The sequence below is a fragment of the Pseudomonas sp. W15Feb34 genome (assembly GCF_023127765.1).
Lineage (GTDB): Bacteria > Pseudomonadota > Gammaproteobacteria > Pseudomonadales > Pseudomonadaceae > Aquipseudomonas > Aquipseudomonas synxantha_A.
In genome coordinates this window covers 214,094-231,422 of record NZ_SPKN01000029.1, presented here as the reverse complement: position 1 = coordinate 231,422, position 17,329 = coordinate 214,094, and the positions used below count along the sequence as shown (strand labels likewise).

16 protein-coding genes are annotated in these 17,329 nt (G+C 59.5%); 8 read left to right on the top strand and 8 right to left on the bottom strand.

Annotated features, from left to right (window positions below):
• Positions 1 to 105: 105 nt before the first annotated feature.
• Both E4O97_RS14795 and yedA read right to left on the bottom strand, forming a co-directional pair.
• A complete protein-coding gene (locus tag E4O97_RS14795) occupies positions 106 to 1,440 on the bottom strand; it encodes a DEAD/DEAH box helicase (RefSeq protein ID WP_032879347.1) in 1,335 nt (444 codons plus the stop codon).
• Between the two features lie 48 nt (positions 1,441 to 1,488).
• On the bottom strand, positions 1,489 to 2,385 hold the full coding sequence (gene yedA, locus E4O97_RS14790) for a drug/metabolite exporter YedA (RefSeq protein ID WP_032879345.1): 897 nt from the start codon (positions 2,383 to 2,385) through the stop codon (positions 1,489 to 1,491).
• Between the two features lie 161 nt (positions 2,386 to 2,546).
• Here yedA and E4O97_RS14785 point away from each other — a divergent pair, with 161 nt between their 5' ends.
• Positions 2,547 to 3,008, top strand: a complete 462-nt coding sequence (locus E4O97_RS14785) for an Lrp/AsnC family transcriptional regulator (protein ID WP_005791661.1) — start codon at positions 2,547 to 2,549, stop codon at positions 3,006 to 3,008.
• 104 nt (positions 3,009 to 3,112) lie between these two features.
• Here the strand turns inward: E4O97_RS14785 and E4O97_RS14780 are convergent, their stop codons facing one another.
• A complete protein-coding gene (locus E4O97_RS14780) occupies positions 3,113 to 3,400 on the bottom strand; it encodes an acyl carrier protein (protein ID WP_248161584.1) in 288 nt (95 codons plus the stop codon).
• A 216-nt stretch (positions 3,401 to 3,616) separates the two neighbouring features.
• Here E4O97_RS14780 and E4O97_RS14775 point away from each other — a divergent pair, with 216 nt between their 5' ends.
• A complete protein-coding gene (locus E4O97_RS14775) occupies positions 3,617 to 3,925 on the top strand; it encodes a DUF3077 domain-containing protein (protein WP_248161582.1) in 309 nt (102 codons plus the stop codon).
• A 140-nt stretch (positions 3,926 to 4,065) separates the two neighbouring features.
• Here E4O97_RS14775 and E4O97_RS14770 read toward each other — a convergent pair whose 3' ends face one another.
• The 3 genes from E4O97_RS14770 to E4O97_RS14760 form a co-directional block, all read right to left on the bottom strand.
• Positions 4,066 to 4,677 carry a 3'-5' exonuclease gene (locus tag E4O97_RS14770; protein ID WP_248161580.1) on the bottom strand — a complete coding sequence of 204 codons (612 nt, stop codon included), beginning with the start codon at positions 4,675 to 4,677 and terminating at the stop codon, positions 4,066 to 4,068.
• A 25-nt stretch (positions 4,678 to 4,702) separates the two neighbouring features.
• The gene (locus tag E4O97_RS14765; RefSeq protein WP_005791666.1) at positions 4,703 to 5,179 is read right to left on the bottom strand and encodes an NYN domain-containing protein; all 477 of its coding nucleotides are present in this window, start codon (positions 5,177 to 5,179) and stop codon (positions 4,703 to 4,705) included.
• 120 nt (positions 5,180 to 5,299) lie between these two features.
• Complete coding sequence (locus E4O97_RS14760; protein ID WP_248131696.1) at positions 5,300 to 6,022, bottom strand: DUF2076 domain-containing protein; 723 nt, start codon at positions 6,020 to 6,022, stop codon at positions 5,300 to 5,302.
• Between the two features lie 183 nt (positions 6,023 to 6,205).
• Between E4O97_RS14760 and E4O97_RS14755 the strand changes: the two genes are divergently transcribed.
• Both E4O97_RS14755 and E4O97_RS14750 read left to right on the top strand, forming a co-directional pair.
• The gene (locus E4O97_RS14755) at positions 6,206 to 6,865 is read left to right on the top strand and encodes a YciC family protein (RefSeq protein WP_005791669.1); all 660 of its coding nucleotides are present in this window, start codon (positions 6,206 to 6,208) and stop codon (positions 6,863 to 6,865) included.
• 41 nt (positions 6,866 to 6,906) lie between these two features.
• Entirely contained in the window at positions 6,907 to 7,995 is a 1,089-nt protein-coding gene (locus E4O97_RS14750) for an endonuclease/exonuclease/phosphatase family protein (RefSeq protein ID WP_248161578.1), read from the top strand.
• A 3-nt stretch (positions 7,996 to 7,998) separates the two neighbouring features.
• On the opposite strand, the gene E4O97_RS14745 is transcribed toward E4O97_RS14750, so the two are convergent.
• A complete protein-coding gene (locus tag E4O97_RS14745; RefSeq protein WP_032879335.1) occupies positions 7,999 to 8,766 on the bottom strand; it encodes a TIM barrel protein in 768 nt (255 codons plus the stop codon).
• Between the two features lie 189 nt (positions 8,767 to 8,955).
• Here E4O97_RS14745 and E4O97_RS14740 point away from each other — a divergent pair, with 189 nt between their 5' ends.
• The 4 genes from E4O97_RS14740 to E4O97_RS14725 all read left to right on the top strand — a co-directional run bounded on the left by E4O97_RS14740 (position 8,956) and on the right by E4O97_RS14725 (position 14,590).
• Positions 8,956 to 9,858 carry a GntR family transcriptional regulator gene (locus E4O97_RS14740; protein WP_005791674.1) on the top strand — a complete coding sequence of 301 codons (903 nt, stop codon included), beginning with the start codon at positions 8,956 to 8,958 and terminating at the stop codon, positions 9,856 to 9,858.
• A 219-nt stretch (positions 9,859 to 10,077) separates the two neighbouring features.
• Positions 10,078 to 12,534 carry a membrane-bound PQQ-dependent dehydrogenase, glucose/quinate/shikimate family gene (locus tag E4O97_RS14735; protein ID WP_248161576.1) on the top strand — a complete coding sequence of 819 codons (2,457 nt, stop codon included), beginning with the start codon at positions 10,078 to 10,080 and terminating at the stop codon, positions 12,532 to 12,534.
• A gap of 330 nt (positions 12,535 to 12,864) precedes the next feature.
• Positions 12,865 to 13,602 carry a TSUP family transporter gene (locus E4O97_RS14730; RefSeq protein ID WP_005791677.1) on the top strand — a complete coding sequence of 246 codons (738 nt, stop codon included), beginning with the start codon at positions 12,865 to 12,867 and terminating at the stop codon, positions 13,600 to 13,602.
• A gap of 31 nt (positions 13,603 to 13,633) precedes the next feature.
• A complete protein-coding gene (locus tag E4O97_RS14725) occupies positions 13,634 to 14,590 on the top strand; it encodes a TauD/TfdA family dioxygenase (protein ID WP_248161574.1) in 957 nt (318 codons plus the stop codon).
• A gap of 84 nt (positions 14,591 to 14,674) precedes the next feature.
• On the opposite strand, the gene hrpB is transcribed toward E4O97_RS14725, so the two are convergent.
• Positions 14,675 to 17,185, bottom strand: coding sequence for an ATP-dependent helicase HrpB (hrpB, locus tag E4O97_RS14720; RefSeq protein WP_248161572.1), 2,511 nt, complete (start codon positions 17,183 to 17,185; stop codon positions 14,675 to 14,677).
• Positions 17,186 to 17,329 lie beyond the last annotated feature (144 nt).

The following is a 17,329-nucleotide window of genomic DNA, read 5'->3' as shown; positions in this document are numbered from 1 at the left end:
CAAAGCCGCCATCGCAGGCAAGCCAGCTCCCACCTTTGACTGTATTCACAATTTAAAGGTGGGAGCTGGCTTGCCTGCGATGAGGCCATCAGCCACAGCGCAAAATCACTTCTTCTTACGCGGCCCAGTATTAAACACCGGCACCTTGCGCACTGGCTTAATCGACGGCTCAGCCGGCGCCACTTCGCCACTGTCCACCCACTTGCCCAGGTTGCGCTTACCGCCACCACCGGACGCTTTGGGTTTCTTCGGTTTTTTCGGCTTCTTCACCACCTGCCCGCTGGCATCGGTATCCGGTACACGATGCTCCGGCTCGAAATCCGCTTCCATTTTGCGGGTAAGGGTCTGGCGGGTCAGCATCTCGATCGCCGAGAGCATGTTCACCTCATCAGCGCACACCAGGGAAATCGCCTCCCCAGTGTTGCCCGCGCGCCCGGTACGGCCAATACGGTGGATGTAGTCCTCGGCCACGATCGGCAGGTCAAAGTTGACCACCAGCGGCAGGTCTTCGATATCCAGGCCACGGGCCGCCACATCAGTGGCCACCAGGATTTGCACCTCGCTGGTCTTGAAGCGGTCCAGTGCGCGTTGGCGGGTAGCTTGGGGCTTGTCGCCATGGATGCCGTCGGCGTTGATGCCCAGGCCCTGCAACTTGTCCACCAGGGCGTCCACGCCGTTGCGGGTCTTGGCGAAAACCAATACCTGCTTCCAACGGCCCTTGCGCATCAGGTGCACAAACAGTTCAGGCTTGCGCTTCTTGTCCACCGGCACCACCCACTGCTTGACGGTGTTGGCAGCGACGTTGCGCGGGCTGACTTCGATGCTCAGCGGGTCGTTGAGCATCTGCCCAGCCAACAGGCGGATGTCATCGGAGAAGGTCGCAGAGAACAACAGGGTCTGGCGCTTTTTCGGCAACATGCGATAAATGTTGGCAAGCTCTTCGGAGAAGCCCAGGTCGAGCATACGGTCGGCTTCATCCAGCACCAGGGTTTGCAGCTGGTTGAGCTTCAGCGCGTTCTGGCGGAACAGGTCGATCAGGCGGCCAGGGGTGGCGACCAGAATGTCGACGCCTTTGCGCAGCTTCATCATCTGCGGGTTGATGCTTACCCCGCCGTATACCGCGTAGGTGGTCAGCGGCAGGTGCTGGGCATATTCAGCGACGCTGGCGTGAACCTGCTCGGCCAGTTCGCGAGTCGGGCACAGGATCAGCGCACGCGCCGAGTTGGCGGCGACTTTCGGCCCTTCCATGGTCAGCAGTTGCAGCAGCGGCAAGGCGAAACCTGCGGTCTTGCCGGTGCCGGTCTGGGCTGCGGCCATCAGGTCGCGACCGGCCAGCACCGCCGGAATGGCTTGCGCCTGCACCGGCGTCGGGGTCTGGTAGCCAAGCGTCTCAAGGGCGCGCAGCAAGGGTTCGATCAGGCCAAGGGTGGCGAAAGTCATGTAGTTACCGTAGGAAAAATTCAGCGCAAGGGCGTAATGCGCGGCAGTTTACCTTATTTCCGGCTTGGGCTTGCGCCACTGGGGCAGGCTGATCAGCAACACGGCGCTGATGATCACCAGCATCGCCAAGGCTTCTTCCAGGCCGATGGTCTCACCGACGAATACAATCCCCAGCAACACCGCCACAGCCGGGTTCACGTAGGCATAGCTGGTCGCCGCTGCCGGACGCACATGCTTGAGCAGATACATGTAGGCGTTAAAGGCGATGATCGAACCGAATACCGTCAAGTAGGCCAGGGCCAGCCAGCCTTCCAGCGGCGGCATGGCCTGCAGGTGCTCGCCCGACAGCGCGCTGACAATCAGCAGCGCCACGCCGGCCACGAGCATTTCTGCGGCACTGGCCATGGCGCCCTGGGGCAGTGGCAGGTGGCGGCTCCACACCGAGCCGAAAGCCCAGGAGGCCGCCGCAACCAACAGCAAAACTGCACCCGATGGGCTTGATTGCAAGGTACTGCCCATATTGAGCATGGCGATGCCGATGATGCCCAGGATCACCCCGGCCCATTCCAGCCGCGTATTACGCGCGCCCCAGAAAAACCCACACAGCAGGGTAAACAACGGCACGGTCGCCACGGCCAATGCCGCCACACCGGACGACACACCCATGTGTTCGGCCACGCTGACACCACCATTGCCCACGGTGAGCAACAAAATGCCGATCATCCCGGCGGCCTTCCACTGCGGCCAGGTTGGCGCCGGCACCCCGCGCCACCTGAGGAAGCCATACATCAACACACCCGCCGTGCAAAACCGAATCCCCGCCAGCAACAGCGGCGGCCAGAACTCCACACCGATGCGGATCACCAGGTAAGTGGAACCCCAGATCACATACAACGCGAAAAAGGCGGCGATCAACGGTAAGGGAAAGCGACGTGGGCCAGGCATTGGGCGGCTCTAATGGCAGGAAAAGGGAGACTTATTCTAGAAACGAAGGTGGATAAACTTAAGTTACAAAACCTGTTTAAACCGCCCATACACTTTTCAAACCATGGTTATGAGGGCTATAACCCGTGCTTTCGAAAGCCACGCGCCACCGGAGCCTTACCATGGACAAATACGACCGCATGCTCCTCAGCGCCCTGCTTGAAGACGGCCGTGCTTCCTACGCGCAACTGGCGCGCACCGTGAACCTCTCCGCCCCCGCCGTGGCCGAACGCGTGGCCAAGCTTGAGGCCAGCGGAGTGATCACCGGGTACCAGGCCAAAGTGGATCTATCCAAGGTCGGTTTGCCGATTCAATGCGTAATTGAACTGCGGCTGACCAATCACGGCAGCCAGAAGGTATACGACGCCCTGGCGCAAATTCCCGAGCTGACCGAATGCCACCGGGTCACGGGCGACCCGTGCGTGATCATGCAAGCGGCGGTAGGCACCATGCCGCAGCTGGAAGACCTGATTAATCGAGTGGCGAAGTTCGGGTTCAGCAAGACCTCGATTATTTTGTCCAGCGCCATAGAACGGCGGGTGCCGTTGGGGCAGTTGGAAGCCAATGGGAAAAATGGTGGCTGAGCGATCGCCATCGCGGGCAAGCCCGGCTCCCACAGGGATCGCGTACTGCCCGAGCGACGCGGTCAACTGTGGGAGCTGGCTTGCCTGCGATGGCGTCAGAGGCCTCACCGAAAAGCAATGGGAAAATACAGTGGGCTTGATCTGCGCTGGACGATCAAATCAACGATCTGCTTGATGGTCGTGATGTGATTCCAATCCTCCTGCGTCGCTTGCAGCTTGAACTGCCACTTGATCTGCATGACAAAGCAGGTCAGGTCGTCATCAATGATGTCGAAATCATGGATGAAATCGGTTTGCTCCGTCACTTTGCTTCGGTCGATAAAACCGATGATATCGACGAACAGCTGGATCACTTTTTCGCTGATTTCGGCTCTGGTCGGATGATCCTTCATTTCTAGCCGCTTCTCCAAAACGTTGTCCAATAAGCCTGCCACTATTGGCCAGCAAGACCCATCCCGATCAATTGCAGGACGTTTCCGAGCAGCATTTCAAGCCTTGTTCCATCAGAACGCGACCGCTAATCTGCCACGCGTCATCGACCCTTCGATGACCGGAAGTGCAAGCCGAAATTGACGGAAGGAGAGCGTTAAAGATCCCGGAGATTCAACATGGTCAAAGCAACCTCTGCTTCAACTGAAAACAAAACCGACTTCCTCAGCGAAGACGCCCTGCTCCACCGTCGTGCCATCGACTACTACCTCAAGGCATCCGCTCCGGATGCGCCCATTTTTATCCTGAATGACAACCTGAGCTTCGAAGACGCCCTGGCCCATGCGGCGGATTTGTTGCATTGCGCGGTGGAGACGGCACATGCCTCGGGAGAGGTGATGAAGGCGCCGCAGCGGGCGGTGATGCATTTGGTGGAGATGGCGAAGGGAGTGGTGGACCAGGCGTTGGCGTGCACACAGCCTCGATAGGCGCCGCATCACTAAATGTGGGAGGGGGCTTGCTCCCGATGGCGGTGTATCAGCCAGCTTATTTTTAGCTGACACACTGCTATCGGGAGCAAGCCCCCTCCCACATTTGGATCTTTGGTGTGCTTGAGAGGGTGGCTGGTTTAGAACCCGCGATGCTTTTTCAGGTGCTCATTGATTTTGGCGGCAGGCACTTTCTGCAAGGTGCATAACAGGTCATGGGACAGTTCGCGCAGGCCGTGGGTCTGGCGCAGTTGCTGGGCCAGGTGGGCCGTGAGGTTGGCGGCCATTTCCGCATCCGCCAGCGCCCGGTGAGCCTGGCCGGTGTGGGGCAGTTTGGCGTAGGTGTTGAGGGTGCCGAGTTTGTGGTTGGGCGCAGCCGGCATCAGGCGGCGGGCCAGCAGCAGGGAGCAGGCGAATTTCTGCAGGCGGGTGCGGCGGATCAGGCCGAGCTCATAGTCCCAGAACTTCTGGTCGAAGGCGGCGTTGTGCGCCATCAAGGGCGTGGTGCCGACGAACTCATTGACTTCGTTCATCACCCGCTCAGCCGGTGGCGCACTGCGCAGCATGGCGTTGCTGATGCCGGTGAGCTGTTCGATAAAGGCCGGTACGCGCACACCGGCGTTCATCAGGCTCTGGTAGCGGTCCACGATGTGACCGCGCTCGAGGATGACCACGCCAATCTCCGTAGCCCGGCAGTGGCTGCTGGGGGTGATGCCGGTGGTTTCAAAGTCGATGACCGCTATACGTTCCAAACCTGTTCCAACTCCGTTCAACAGTCTATTTGAGCAACAACGCGCCTTCGATCGGCACGTAGTGGCTGGCGGCGCGTATCAATGAGTTGGCCGTCAGCCCCGGCACGCCGTAGGCCACGGCCCGCACGCCATGCTTTTGGATGATGCGTTCGAGCAGCATGTCGAAGTCGCCGTCACCGGAAGCCAGTACGATTTCGTCGACATGGTCGGCGGCGTCCATGATGTCGAGGGTGATGCCCACGTCCCAGTCGCCCTTGGCCGAGCCATCGCTGCGCTGGATATACGGCTTGAGTTTTACCGTAAAGCCCAGGTTGCGCAGGATCTGCTGGAATTGCTGCTGCTTGCTGTCGCCACGGTCGATGGCATACGCGTACGCCTCGACAATCTGCCCGCGAGCGCTGATGTCAGCCCACAGGGCGGCGTAGTTGAAGTGGCAGCCATAGGCTTGGCGCACGGTGTAGTAGAGGTTTTGTACATCGGCGAACACTGCAATTTTCTTCACCGCACTTCCTCATGGACAGCCAGGCGCCAGCGCCCGGAAAGGGCGCCAGTATGCCAGCCAAGGGAGCGTTTCCGGGAAAAAATCAGACCGGAGCGCCGTGGCGCCCCGGGCCAAGAGGTGTCAGACGAAGGAATCGTCGTCGCCGAAGGAAGAGGAATCGTCGGAATAATCGCTGTCAGCCAAGTTGTCAGAGTTGTTGCCCCAACTGTCATTGCCGGCAAACTTCTGGTCATCGTTGCCCCAGTCACCCTGGTCGCTGGCCGGTGCCGGTTGTTCGATGATTTCTTCCACCACCTGTGGCTGCTGATTATGGTGGAACAGGCTGCTGATGCCTTCGGCGAGCAACACACCACCGGCCACACCGGCAGCGGTCTTCATGGCGCCGCCGAGGAAACCGCTGCCCACGGGTGCGCCAGCCGGTGCTTGCGGCGGCTGATAGTTTTGCTGCGGTGCTGGCTGGTTGAACGACGGCCGCGCCGGCTCACGCCAGCCGCCACCGGAGTTGTTCGGCGCAGGCTGTGGCTCACGGGAGCTACCGCCAAAGATGCTCGACAGGAACCCACCACCACTGGCCGGCGCCGGTTGCGCCGACTTGGCCCGCTGCAGTTCGTCCTGCAATTGCTGGATCTGTTGCGCCTGTTGCTTGTTTTGCGCATCCAGAGCCTGGAGCGCATGTTCCTGCACCAGCAATGACTGGGTCATGTAGTAGCCGGCGGCCGGCTGGCGAGTCATGTGCTCCTTGATCCGCGCTTCGGCCTGGGCGTCGCGGGGGGCTGAGTCCGTTTCGGCTTGCTGCAACCGTGAAAACAGTCCATCGATCAGGGTTTGCTCTTCGCTGTTCATGGCGACCTCGTTAGATTGCCGATAAAAAATTCCGGTCCCGCCTGTGATCAGGCCGGGTGCCTTCCAGTTATGGGGATGTTACGAGTTGTTTCAATGGTCTTTACTCAAGGTTTACGTTTGCGCCCCTTTGGACCCTGATCGGTTAAAGTGTGGCCCTCTGCTTCCAGGCCTGTGATGACCCTGATGAATCCGTTAGACGTTTTGCGCGACTCCTTGCGTTTTACCCAGCGCAACCTGGGCGCCATCGTGCAGTTGTGCCTGCCGTTGGTGATCCTCGAAGCCCTGCTGCAACAAATACTGGACCACACGCTGGGCCCGGATGCGTTTCCCGGCTACAGCGTAGTCGTGGGTTTATTGGTGTACCCGCTGTACACCGGCGCCCTGATCCTGTTTCTCGACGCCCGCACCCGTGGCGAGTCACCACGCACCAAGGATGTATGGGCCATGGCATTGAGCCTGTGGCCGCGCTTCGCCCTGCTGACGGCCATGAGCACGTTGTTGATATTGCTGGGCCTGTCGCTGTATTTCCTGCCGGGCTTGTGGCTGATGGTGGTGTTGGCGTTTGCCGAATACCTGCTGGTGCTGCGCGGTATGCCGGCCCTGGAGGCGATGAAGGAGAGTTTTCGCCTGACCCGCGGGCATTTCTGGCGAATCCTGGTGTGCCTGCTGTGCGTGATGACGCCGTTGTGGCTGCTCAAGGGTGCCAGCGTGGCGGCGTATCCCGAGCCCGCGCCGCTGCTGGGGCTGTTGATGGACAGTGCGCACAGCTTCCTGCAGTTGTTTACCAGCGTGGTGCTGTTCCGTTTATTCATGTTGATCGGTGGCGACGCCGACGCGCGGTGATATGCTCCGTGCCTCTTCTGACACGCATATAAGCCGAGCCGATGACCCGTTTATTGCGCATCACCCTGTTGAGCCTGTTGATCATCGTCGGCCTGCTGGCCGCGCTGATCTACAGCCTGACCTGGCGCCCTGCCGACAAAGAAACCCTGCCCGTCAGCTGCGTGGCACCCCGTGCGCCGACGCTGCTGCCGGGGCAGGCGCTCAAGGTCATGACCTGGAATGTGCAATACCTGGCCGGCAAGAACTACGTGTTCTGGTACGACACCCCGGACGGCAGCGGCCCGGACGATCGCCCGACCGTCGAAGACATGGCCTTCAGCCTCGACGAAGTGGCTCGGGTGATCCGCGACGAACAACCCGACATCCTGCTGTTGCAGGAGCTCGACGAAGGCGCCAAACCGTCCCACTATCAGGACCAGCTTGCGCTGTTGCAGGAGCGCCTGGTCGACCTCTACCCGTGCAGCGCCCAGGCCTTCGACTGGAAAGCCGACTTTGTGCCCAGCCTGCATATCTTCGGCAGCGTCGGGCGCAAGCTGGCGACACTCAGCCGCTACCAGATCGAGCACGCCGAGCGCCTGCAACTGCCGACCGCCGATGCCAACGTCATCAGCCGCCAGTTCCAACCCAAGCCAGCTCTGCTGCTGACATATCTGCCCTTGAGCGATGGCGGCCAACTGGCGGTGCTCAACACCCGCCTGGACGGCGGCGCACCTGGGCGCAGCGCGGTGCAGGAGCAAGTGGCAAGCACGGTAAAACTGCTGGATAAACTCGAAGGTCGCGGCACACCCTGGTTGATTGGCGGGGATTTCAACCTGCTGCCACTGGGCCAGTTCCTGCGCCTGGACGCTGGCAAGCGCGGCCAGTACTCGCCGGACAGTGAGTTGCATCTGCTGTGGGACAAATACCCGATGATTCCCAGCAACAGCCAATCCAGTGGCATCGACCGTGAGAAATGGCTGACGCACTTCCCCAACGACCCAAGCCTTGATGGCCCGGATCGCACCCTGGATTACCTGTTCTACAGCTCGCGGATCAAACGCGTGGAGGCGAAGGTGCGCCAAGACGATACGTTGCGTATTTCCAACCACCTGCCGGTGATCGCCCGCTTCCTGCTGCCTGCCGCACAATAACCCCTAGGGTTTCAACACCTGGGCCCGCAGCGGCTTAAGCCACTCAAGGCTTTCAACCGTGGTGCCGGATGGGCGGTACTCACAGCCGATCCATCCTCGGTAGCCACGCTGCTCCAGCGCCGCGAACAAGGCGGCAAAGTCCATGGTCCCGGTGCCCGGCTCGTGACGCCCCGGGTTGTCGGCGATTTGTACATGGACGGTCCTGTCGTAAAACTGCGCCAGTACCCCGGCTGCGTCGCCGGTCAAAAGCTGGGCATGGTAAAGATCCAGAATCAGCCCGACACTCGTAAAGGTTTCCAGCACCTGTTGCGCCTTGTTGAAGTCAGACATGTAATAGCCGGGCATCGCCTGCGGGCAGATCACTTCAATAAGCGCGCGCAAACCCTGATCTTCGAGGTACTTGACCGCGTATTCCAGGTTACTTGCGTAGGCAGGCGCGCTCTCATCCTGGGGCGTGGTCACGCCAGACATGATGTGCACATCCGAGCAGTTCAGCGCCTTCGCATAGCGGGCCGCCTCGCGCAGCCCATCGCGAAATTCCTGCTCCTTGCCCTGCAAGGCAGCGATGCCTTTGGTAACACCTGCCGGCGCTGCGAACTGAATCAACGGCAGGTTGTATTGAGCCAGGTGATCGGCGAGCAGGCTGGCGTCAAATTCATAGGGCGATGGGAACTCCACCGCCCTGAAACCGGCAGCGGCGGCGGCTTCGATGCGTTGCAGAAAAGGCAATTCGTTGAATTGGAAACCGAGGTGAGCATTGAATTTGAGCATGGGTAACTATCCATCCTGGGAATAAACAAATCATCAGCCTGGAGCCTCATTCGCGGCTCCAGCGCCGCGCTATTGAAAGTGGTCAGTGCAAATACTCATGCTCTTCGTATGGTATTTTCCCACTCCAGTGCGGTGGGGGCATCTGCCCCGACGGGAACGGACTGAAGCTAACCATTCGGAATAAAACCTGTGATCAAGAAAGACCTCGCCCTGCAGTTGGCCCCACGCGTCATCGACATGGTTCGCGCCCGTTCGATGAAAGCCGGTGAGCCCTTGCGCGAGCAGACATTTGCGCAAGCGCTCGGGGTGTCGCGCTCGCCGATCCGGCGGGTTTTTGCCTTGCTCGCCGAGTGGGACCTTGCCATTCAAGAGCCCAATCGTGGCTATTTCCTCAAACAAGGTGCCGGGCAGATTCAGGAAGCCGCAGTCCCTTGCGCCAGCGATCCATTCGAAGACTTTTACCTGCGTGTGGTCGACGACATTCTGAGCGGAGAAATACCGGCGCACTTTTTCGAAGCGCAGTTGTTGCGACGCTATGAGGTGCCCCGGGGGCAGTTGCTCAAGGTGCTGAACCGGTTGGCCGGCGAAGCCATGGTGGAGCGTAAGCCAGGCCAAGGGTGGGGCCTCAAGGACTTCGTGCATAACACGCAGGCGCATATTCATAGCTACCGTTTCCGGATGGCCATCGAACCGGCGGCGCTGCTTGAGCCCGGTTATCAGGTCAATCACGCCGCGTTTGCCCAGGCCAGGCAACAGCAACAGGCCTTGATCGACGGCGAGATCCAGACCTTGTCCCGCGCGCAACTGTTCCAGCTGGGGGCCCAGTTTCACGAAATGATCGTGCAGTGCTCCGGCAATGTTTTTTTCATCGACGCCATACGCCACCAGAATCAGCTCAGGCGCTTTATGGGCTACAAGGCCAACATTGATCGCACGCGTCTTAAGGCGCAATGCCAGGAACACATCCATTTGCTCGACCTCATCGAGTCTGATCGGCGTGAAGAAGCCGCACAGTTTCTCTGGCGCCACCTGGATCAAGTCGGCCGACTCAAGACTGATCAACGCGCAGTGCCAGAAGAAAGCCAAATCTAGAGCACGTCACTGACTACCCGTCAGTGCCGCAGCTTCGCCATCACCGCGCCCAATAACGGGCCAAGCAGCCTAGCACAATTGTTTCTGATCAAAACAGAATACAAAAAAATCACCAAACAGTTAATTTTTTCACTACATATTGTATTTCGTTACAACAATAGGCAATCATGCGCGCCGCTCGGACTCGGATCCGTAACGAATCGCACAGGGATGGTGGCCATGAACGAAAGGACGTTGGGTAGTGCAGCGGGAGTCTCAAACCTCCTGTTCGGGGTGTACAACACAGTGGTTGCCCTGCTTGGCGTGATGCTGGCCTATAAAGGCGGCGTGCTGATGGCCGCGGGCGGGTCACCCTATTACGCGATGATGGGCACCGCGCTGTTGTTATCGGCCATCCTCTTGGGCCTGAAAAAGTCCCTGGGCCTCTACCTTTATGGCGCAGCCTCTGTGGCCACCTATGCCTGGGCGGTGTGGGAGTCTGGTTACGATGGCTGGGCCTATATTCCACGCCTGGCCTGGCTGGCGGTTCTCAGCGTGCCGTTCCTGGCGTTCTGGCCCGTGGTACGGCGTGATTTTGCCAAGGTCAGAAAAAGTCATTACTTCACCATTATGGGTGTGCTGCCGCTGGTGATGGGGGCTACCATCCTGGTGCCGCTGTTCTTCCCCACAAGCGTTCACCTTGCCGACTCGACGCTTGCCACCACACGCCCCGCCGCCGCCTTCAGCCGCAGTTCTGTCGCCTCTCCAGACGGCAATATTGCCGCGTCACACACCGAGACCAACTGGACCGCCTATGCAGGCTCCAACCTGGGCAACCACTATTCAGCCGCGTCGCAAATCACGCCTTCGAATGTGTCGGGCCTGGTCAAAGCCTGGGAATACCACCACGGCGACGTGAAGCAACCCGGTGAGAAAACCAAGTACTTGAACGAAGCCACGCCGATCAAGGTGGGTAACTCGCTCTACACCTGCACCCCCAAGCAAATCATCATTTCCCTGGATGCCACCACTGGAAAGGAGAACTGGCGATTCGACTCCAAAGTCGACCCGGACTACTTCGCCAATGGCGGCGCCTATTGCCGTGGTGTCTCTTATTTCGAAGTCCCCAATGCCAGTGGCTTGTGCGCCTCGCGCATCATTTGGGGCACCAATGATATTCGCCTCGGCGCGGTAGACGCCCTGACCGGCCAGGCGTGCCCCGACTTCGGCAACGCAGGCTTTGCGGATTTGAAAGACGGGCTGGGCACTTTCAGAAAAGGCTCGACGGGTATCACGTCTGCCCCTCTGGTCATTCGCGGGGTGGTGATCACCGGTGGCCGAGTACTCGACTCGGATGTGCGCCCTGCCCCCTCGGGCGTGGTGCGCGCCTACGATGCAGTAACCGGCAAACAGAAGTGGGCCTGGGATTTGGGCCGGCCAGACACCAACGCCCCCGCGGGTAACAACGAGACCTACACCCTCAGCACCCCCAACTCGTGGGCACCGCTGTCGGCCGACGATGAACTGGGCCTGGTGTATGTCACCACCGGCAACGCAGCGGGCGACTTCTATGGCGGCACCCGCACAGCACAAGAAGACACGTTCAGCTCGTCCCTGGTCGCACTGGACGCCACCACCGGTAAAGTCCGCTGGCACTTCCAGACAGTCCACCATGATCTATGGGACTACGACCTGAGCCCGCAACCCAGCCTGATTGATTTTCCGACGGCTGCCGGGCCACGCCCGGCCGTGATCCAGGCGACCAAATCCGGCCAGTTGTTCGTGCTTGACCGCGCCACCGGCGAACCACTGGTGGATATCGTGCAAGCTCCTGTCCCACAGGGCACCGCCCCGGGAGACTACACCGCAGCCACCCAGCCACTGTCCCCGGATATGCCGAGCACCATGGGGCGTCCATCGAAAACACCGGAAGTACTGACCGAAGCCAATGCCTGGGGCCTGACGCCTTTCGATCAGATGCAATGTCGCCTCGAATTTCGCCAGGCACGCTACGAAGGGATCTTCACCCCGCCGGTCGTGGGCCAGCAAAGCCTGATCTTCCCCGGCCATCATGGCGGCTTGAACTGGGGAGGTGTGATGGTCGACCTCAAGCGAGGGCTGCTGATCATCAATAACCAGCGCCTTCCTTATATGCAGGGGCTGGTGCCTCGCGAACAACTCGACGCCATCAATGCCAAGTCGTTCCAGGAGTCGCCGGGCAATGCCCAAGGCTTCCGCGTCCAGGCCGGCCTGCCTTACGGCGCGATTAAAGATCCGTGGATGTCATCCCTGGACCAGCCTTGCATTGCGCCACCCTGGGGCTTTATCTCCGGTATCGACCTGCGCACTCGCGATGTCGTGTGGAGCCGCCCGTTCGGCACAGGCTATGACAGTGGACCTTGGGGGATCGCCTCCAAGATGCGCTTCGAAATCGGTACGCCGAGTGATGCAACCGGCGTGACAACCGCTGGCGGCGTGACGTTCATCGGCGCCGCTATTGACCGGTTCATGCGGGCTTACAACAGCGAAAGCGGTGAGCTGCTCTGGGAAGAACGCCTCCCGGCAGGCAATCAGGCTTCACCCTTGACCTACATGAGCCAGGGTCGACAGTACGTGGTGGCGGTGGTTGGCGGTCATGACCGAATCCCAACCAAGTTAGGTGACAGCATCATCGCCTGGGCCCTGCCTGAGCAGTAAATCGAGTGCTGTAAGAGAGGCTCGCCATGAGCGTATCGGTGGGTAAAACATATACATGTTCTACCCCCCTCAGTCATGGCGTAGTTTCTGGCACATATCGCATCACTTCAGAGTGATGACATGCTAATTACTTATCGCGGGAATTTTATAAGTAGCGGCCATCACTGCTGCCCTTTATTCACGTAGCAATACCCACTTCTACGCCAGATTCAAAGCGCCTGACTCTCTCAGCGCGCTCGCAGGCGATTGCGCCCGGTTTACTCAGCCGGTGAGAAGCCTGCGCATCGATATATATGCTTTACGTTTTATAAAATTGGATAGGAATTAACAATGCTCGAACTTTCTGATGGTTTGTATCTATTGGTGGGCGTCAGTTTTATTACGTCATTCATGACGGCTGCCATTGGCGTGGGCGGCGGGATTGGACTGCTTGCGGTTATGCCTCAATTCATCCCCATTTCTGCGGTTGTACCGGTTCACGGCTTGATTCAAATGGTCAGCAACGCCAGTCGATTCGCGTTTGACTTCAAAAGTGCAAAAGTGGAAATCCTGCCTAAATACGTTATCGGCTGCCTGGTCGGCGCGTTCATCGGTTACTTCTTCATCGGCAAATTTCCCGAGCAATATTTATCACTGATTCTCGGCTTCTTCATCCTGGCCATCACCTGGACCAAGATCGTCGCACGCCTGGGTTTTATATTTAAAAACTTTGCCCTGGTGGGCTTTTTTCAAACCTTCCTTTCACTGTTCGTGGCCGTAACCGGTTTGATATCGCAGCCCATCCTGATGAAGATGAATATTAATAAAAACGAAGTAATTGTCACCCACGCCATGCAAATGAGCGTACTGCACGGGCTCAAGGTCGCCGCCTTTGTTATTGCAGGTTTTGCGTTCATGGATTACGCCAACCTGATCATCATCATGATTACCGCCTCTACATTGGGTTCGTACCTGGGCGGCTTTCTCAGAGACCGTATATCGCAGCGTGTCGGCGCAATGCTGTTAAAGGCAGGGGTGACGTTTTTTGGTTTGAAGATGATCTTCGATCATTTTTTCAACGGCCTGTAAAAAGTTCTTCCAATAAAACAAGGAGCGTGAAATGAGCACACGTAAGTTTGATTTTTTTGAAACCAAAGAAATCTCAACGTTTCTGAAAGAGCATGGATATTGCGTTATCAAGCCCCAAGACCACTCTCTGGAAGCCTTTAGAGAGACCGCCGGCAAGTTCGGGCTGATTCAGTTTCATACCAAGTCCGATGAACATGGCGTGGTGGGCGGTGGCGAGCCAATCAACAAGGACTGGCAACGTTTCAAGGATGATTATCATGGCGAACTGTCGAGCGATTTTTTCCCGCATACCGATGGGTCGTTTTTGAATGGCATCGCCTACGTAGAGGGCACTGCGAAAAAAATCACGCCACCCAAATTCGTCATTCTCCAGTGCGTTTCAAAGCCTGAATTTGGCGGCGACAACTTCCTGGTGGATGGGCAGAAAATCTACAATGACCTGCTTGCCCATCACGCTGACACATTAAAAATATTGATGACCAGCGGCAGTGTCACTTACTGCCGCGACGACTTGTTGTCCATCGATTGCGCAGTCTTTGAAAAAATCGATGACGAAACGTTAAGAATTCGCTACCGGTATGACAGCACTGCGTTTATTCCCGAATGGGCCAACGCGGCGTTTAAATACATCCAGACCCACTACTCCACCAACGAGCGTTACATTACCCCCATCAGCCTTGAGCCAGGGGACATCCTGGTGATGGATAACCTGCGGGTCCTGCATGCCCGGCATAAATTCATCGATGGCAACCAGCAGAGAAAAGTAAGAAGGCTGTGGATCGCTGATGACGCGAGCACCACATTCAAGAACATCCTGGATCAGTCGCCGGTGCGCAGGGCCATGCTGCCCTTTCAGAACTACAATATTGCCCAGTCTGAAACCGCCGGGCATTCGTTCATCGAGTACACCTGCGGCATCCACGCCCAAGCGAGCAAATCGCTGCCAGACGCGCATAAGCAATTTGACAGTGCGCTTGAAGCGCTTTAAGCCCTTCAAGACAACCACCTTGCTCTGATTCAACGCTTTCAGGTAACCCCCCAGTCATCAAAACGACTGGGGAGTTACTTACATTCAAGGCTTTCTGGGTTTGATCCGGGCCGTAGCTTCGGCCACCAACGGGTCATCCGGCCAGTAATGCTTGGGGTAGCGCCCTTTCAAATCCTTCTTCACCTCGGCGTAGGTACTGCGCCAGAAGTTCGCCAGATCCTGCGTGACCTGCACCGGCCGCCGCGCCGGGGACAGCAGGTGCAACTTCACGGCCAGGTGCCCGCCGGCGATACGCGGGGTGTCTGCCAGCCCGAACAATTCCTGCAAGCGCACCGCCAGAATCGGCGGCTGCTCGCTGTAGTCCAGGCGTACCGATGATCCCGACGGCACTTTCACATGCTGCGGCGCCAACTCTTCCAGGCGTTGGGGCAATGGCCAGGGCAGCAGGTTATGCAGGTAGCTGGAAATATCCAGGTTGGCGAAATGGCTGAGGCGCGAGACCTTGCCCAGGTAAGGCATCAACCAGTGTTCGAGGCTGGCCAGTAGCGCCTTGTCGCTGATGTCGGGCCACTCGCTGGTATTGCCGGCGTCGAGTTGGCGCAACAGCATCACACGGGCTTGCCACTGACGCAGTTCCGGAGTCCAGGGCAGCAGTTCCAGGCCTTTGCGGCGCACGAGGTTGACCAGCGCCTGGCTGCGGGCGGATTCGTCGAGGCCGGTCAGGGGTTCGCGGCTGAGTACCAACTCACCGACTTTGCGTTGGCGCTCGGCACGCAAGACGCCTTCGCGTTCGTCCCAGTCGAGTTGGTCGACATTGCGCACTTGCTCGGCCAGCACGGTGTCGAACAACGCCGGATCAAAATCCGCCGCCAGGTAGATGCGTTCTTCGCGCTGGCCCTGGCGGCTGCCCAGGTCGGCGATCACCAGCCAGGGTTGTTTCATCAGGCTGTCGGCTTCGGCAAACAGCGCCGCGCGACCATTGGCCAGGCGATATTCAGCGCCACCGGGGCGACGTTGCTGGGCGACGCGGTCCGGGTAGGCCAGTGCCAGCAAGGCGCCGAGCCAGCGCGGGTGGTCGGGATTGTCCACCGGCTGGGTCGCCTTGCCGCGCAGGTAGCCACGGTACTGCCGTGCCAACTGCTTGGCGCGCTGCACGCCACCCTGAGTGCCGCGTGCGCGTTCTTCACCGGCCATCAGCGCCAGGCGGCTGTGCAAGTCGGCACCGCCGCCGCGCAGGATATCGCGCTCGCCCAACAGGGCTGCCACGTCACAGGCCATGGCAGCCAGCCCCAGGTCCTGGCCACGCAATAACAGATGGGCAATACGCGGGTGGGCCGGCAGCTCGGCCATCTTCTGGCCATGGCCGGTGAGGGTTGCTTCGTTCAATGCACCCAGGCGTTGCAACAGCTCCTGAGCCTGGGCATAGGCGGCAGTCGGTGGGATGTCCAGCCAAACCAACTGGCTGGGCGTCACGCCCCAACGCGCCAGTTGCAAGGCCAGCCCGGCCAGGTCGGCGGCGAGAATTTCCGCACTGCCATAGGCGGCCAAACCGTCATGCTGGTCTTCGGACCACAACCGATAACACACCCCCGGTTCCAACCGCCCTGCCCGACCGGCGCGCTGGGTGGCGCTGGCACGGGAGATGCGCTGGGTGTCGAGGCGCGTCATGCCGCTGCCCGGGTCAAAACGTGGCACCCGCGCCAGCCCGGCGTCGATCACCACGCGCACGCCGTTGATGGTCAGGCTAGTCTCGGCGATATTGGTGGCCAGCACTACTTTGCGCTTGCCGGCCGGCGCCGGGTCGATGGCGGCGCGCTGGGCGTTGAGGTCCAGCTCACCGTGCAGGGGGCATAACAGCACATCAGGGCGATCACCCAAGGCCTCGGCCAGTTGCTGGTTGACCCGGCGAATCTCCGCTTGCCCCGGCAAAAACACGAGCACGCTGCCGGTCTCGTCATGCAGGGCTTCGAGGACGGTATGCACCACGCGCGGCTCGATAAACTCCCCGGCCTGGTACGGCCGGCCCCAGCGCATCTGCACCGGGAACATGCGCCCTTCACTGCGCAGAATCGGCGCGTCATCCAGCAAGCCCGCCAGGCGCTCGCCTTCGAGAGTGGCGGACATCAGCAGGATCTTCAGCGGCTGGTCGTCGCGAAACAGCTCGCGCCCGTTAAGGCTCAGGGCCAGCGCCAGGTCGGCGTCGAGGCTGCGCTCGTGGAATTCGTCGAAGATCAACAGGCCCACGCCATCCAATGCCGGGTCGTCCTGCAGGCGGCGAGTGAGGATGCCTTCGGTCACCACCTCGATACGCGTGTTGGGGCCGACTTTGCTGTCCAGGCGAATGCGGTAGCCCACGGTCTCACCGACCTTTTCGCCCAGCTCGCTGGCCAGTCTTTCGGCGGCAGCCCGTGCGGCCAGGCGCCGGGGTTCGAGCATCAGGATGGTTTGCCCGGCGAGCCACGGCTCATGCAACAAGGCCAACGGCACGCGGGTGGTTTTACCGGCGCCAGGCGGCGCTTCCAGCACGGCTTCATGGCGATGCGCCAAGGCGTCACGCAGGGCGGGTAAAACATCATCGATCGGCAACGAATTCATACTGGCTCCAAAGCAGAGCGGCGAGTATAACGGCGAACTGCCGGATGCCGATGCAGGTCTCAAAAACACCCACGCTTTGGGCTGTGAATGCAGTCGAAGGTGGGAGCTGGCTTGCCTGCGATAGCGGTGTGACAGTTGCCGCTG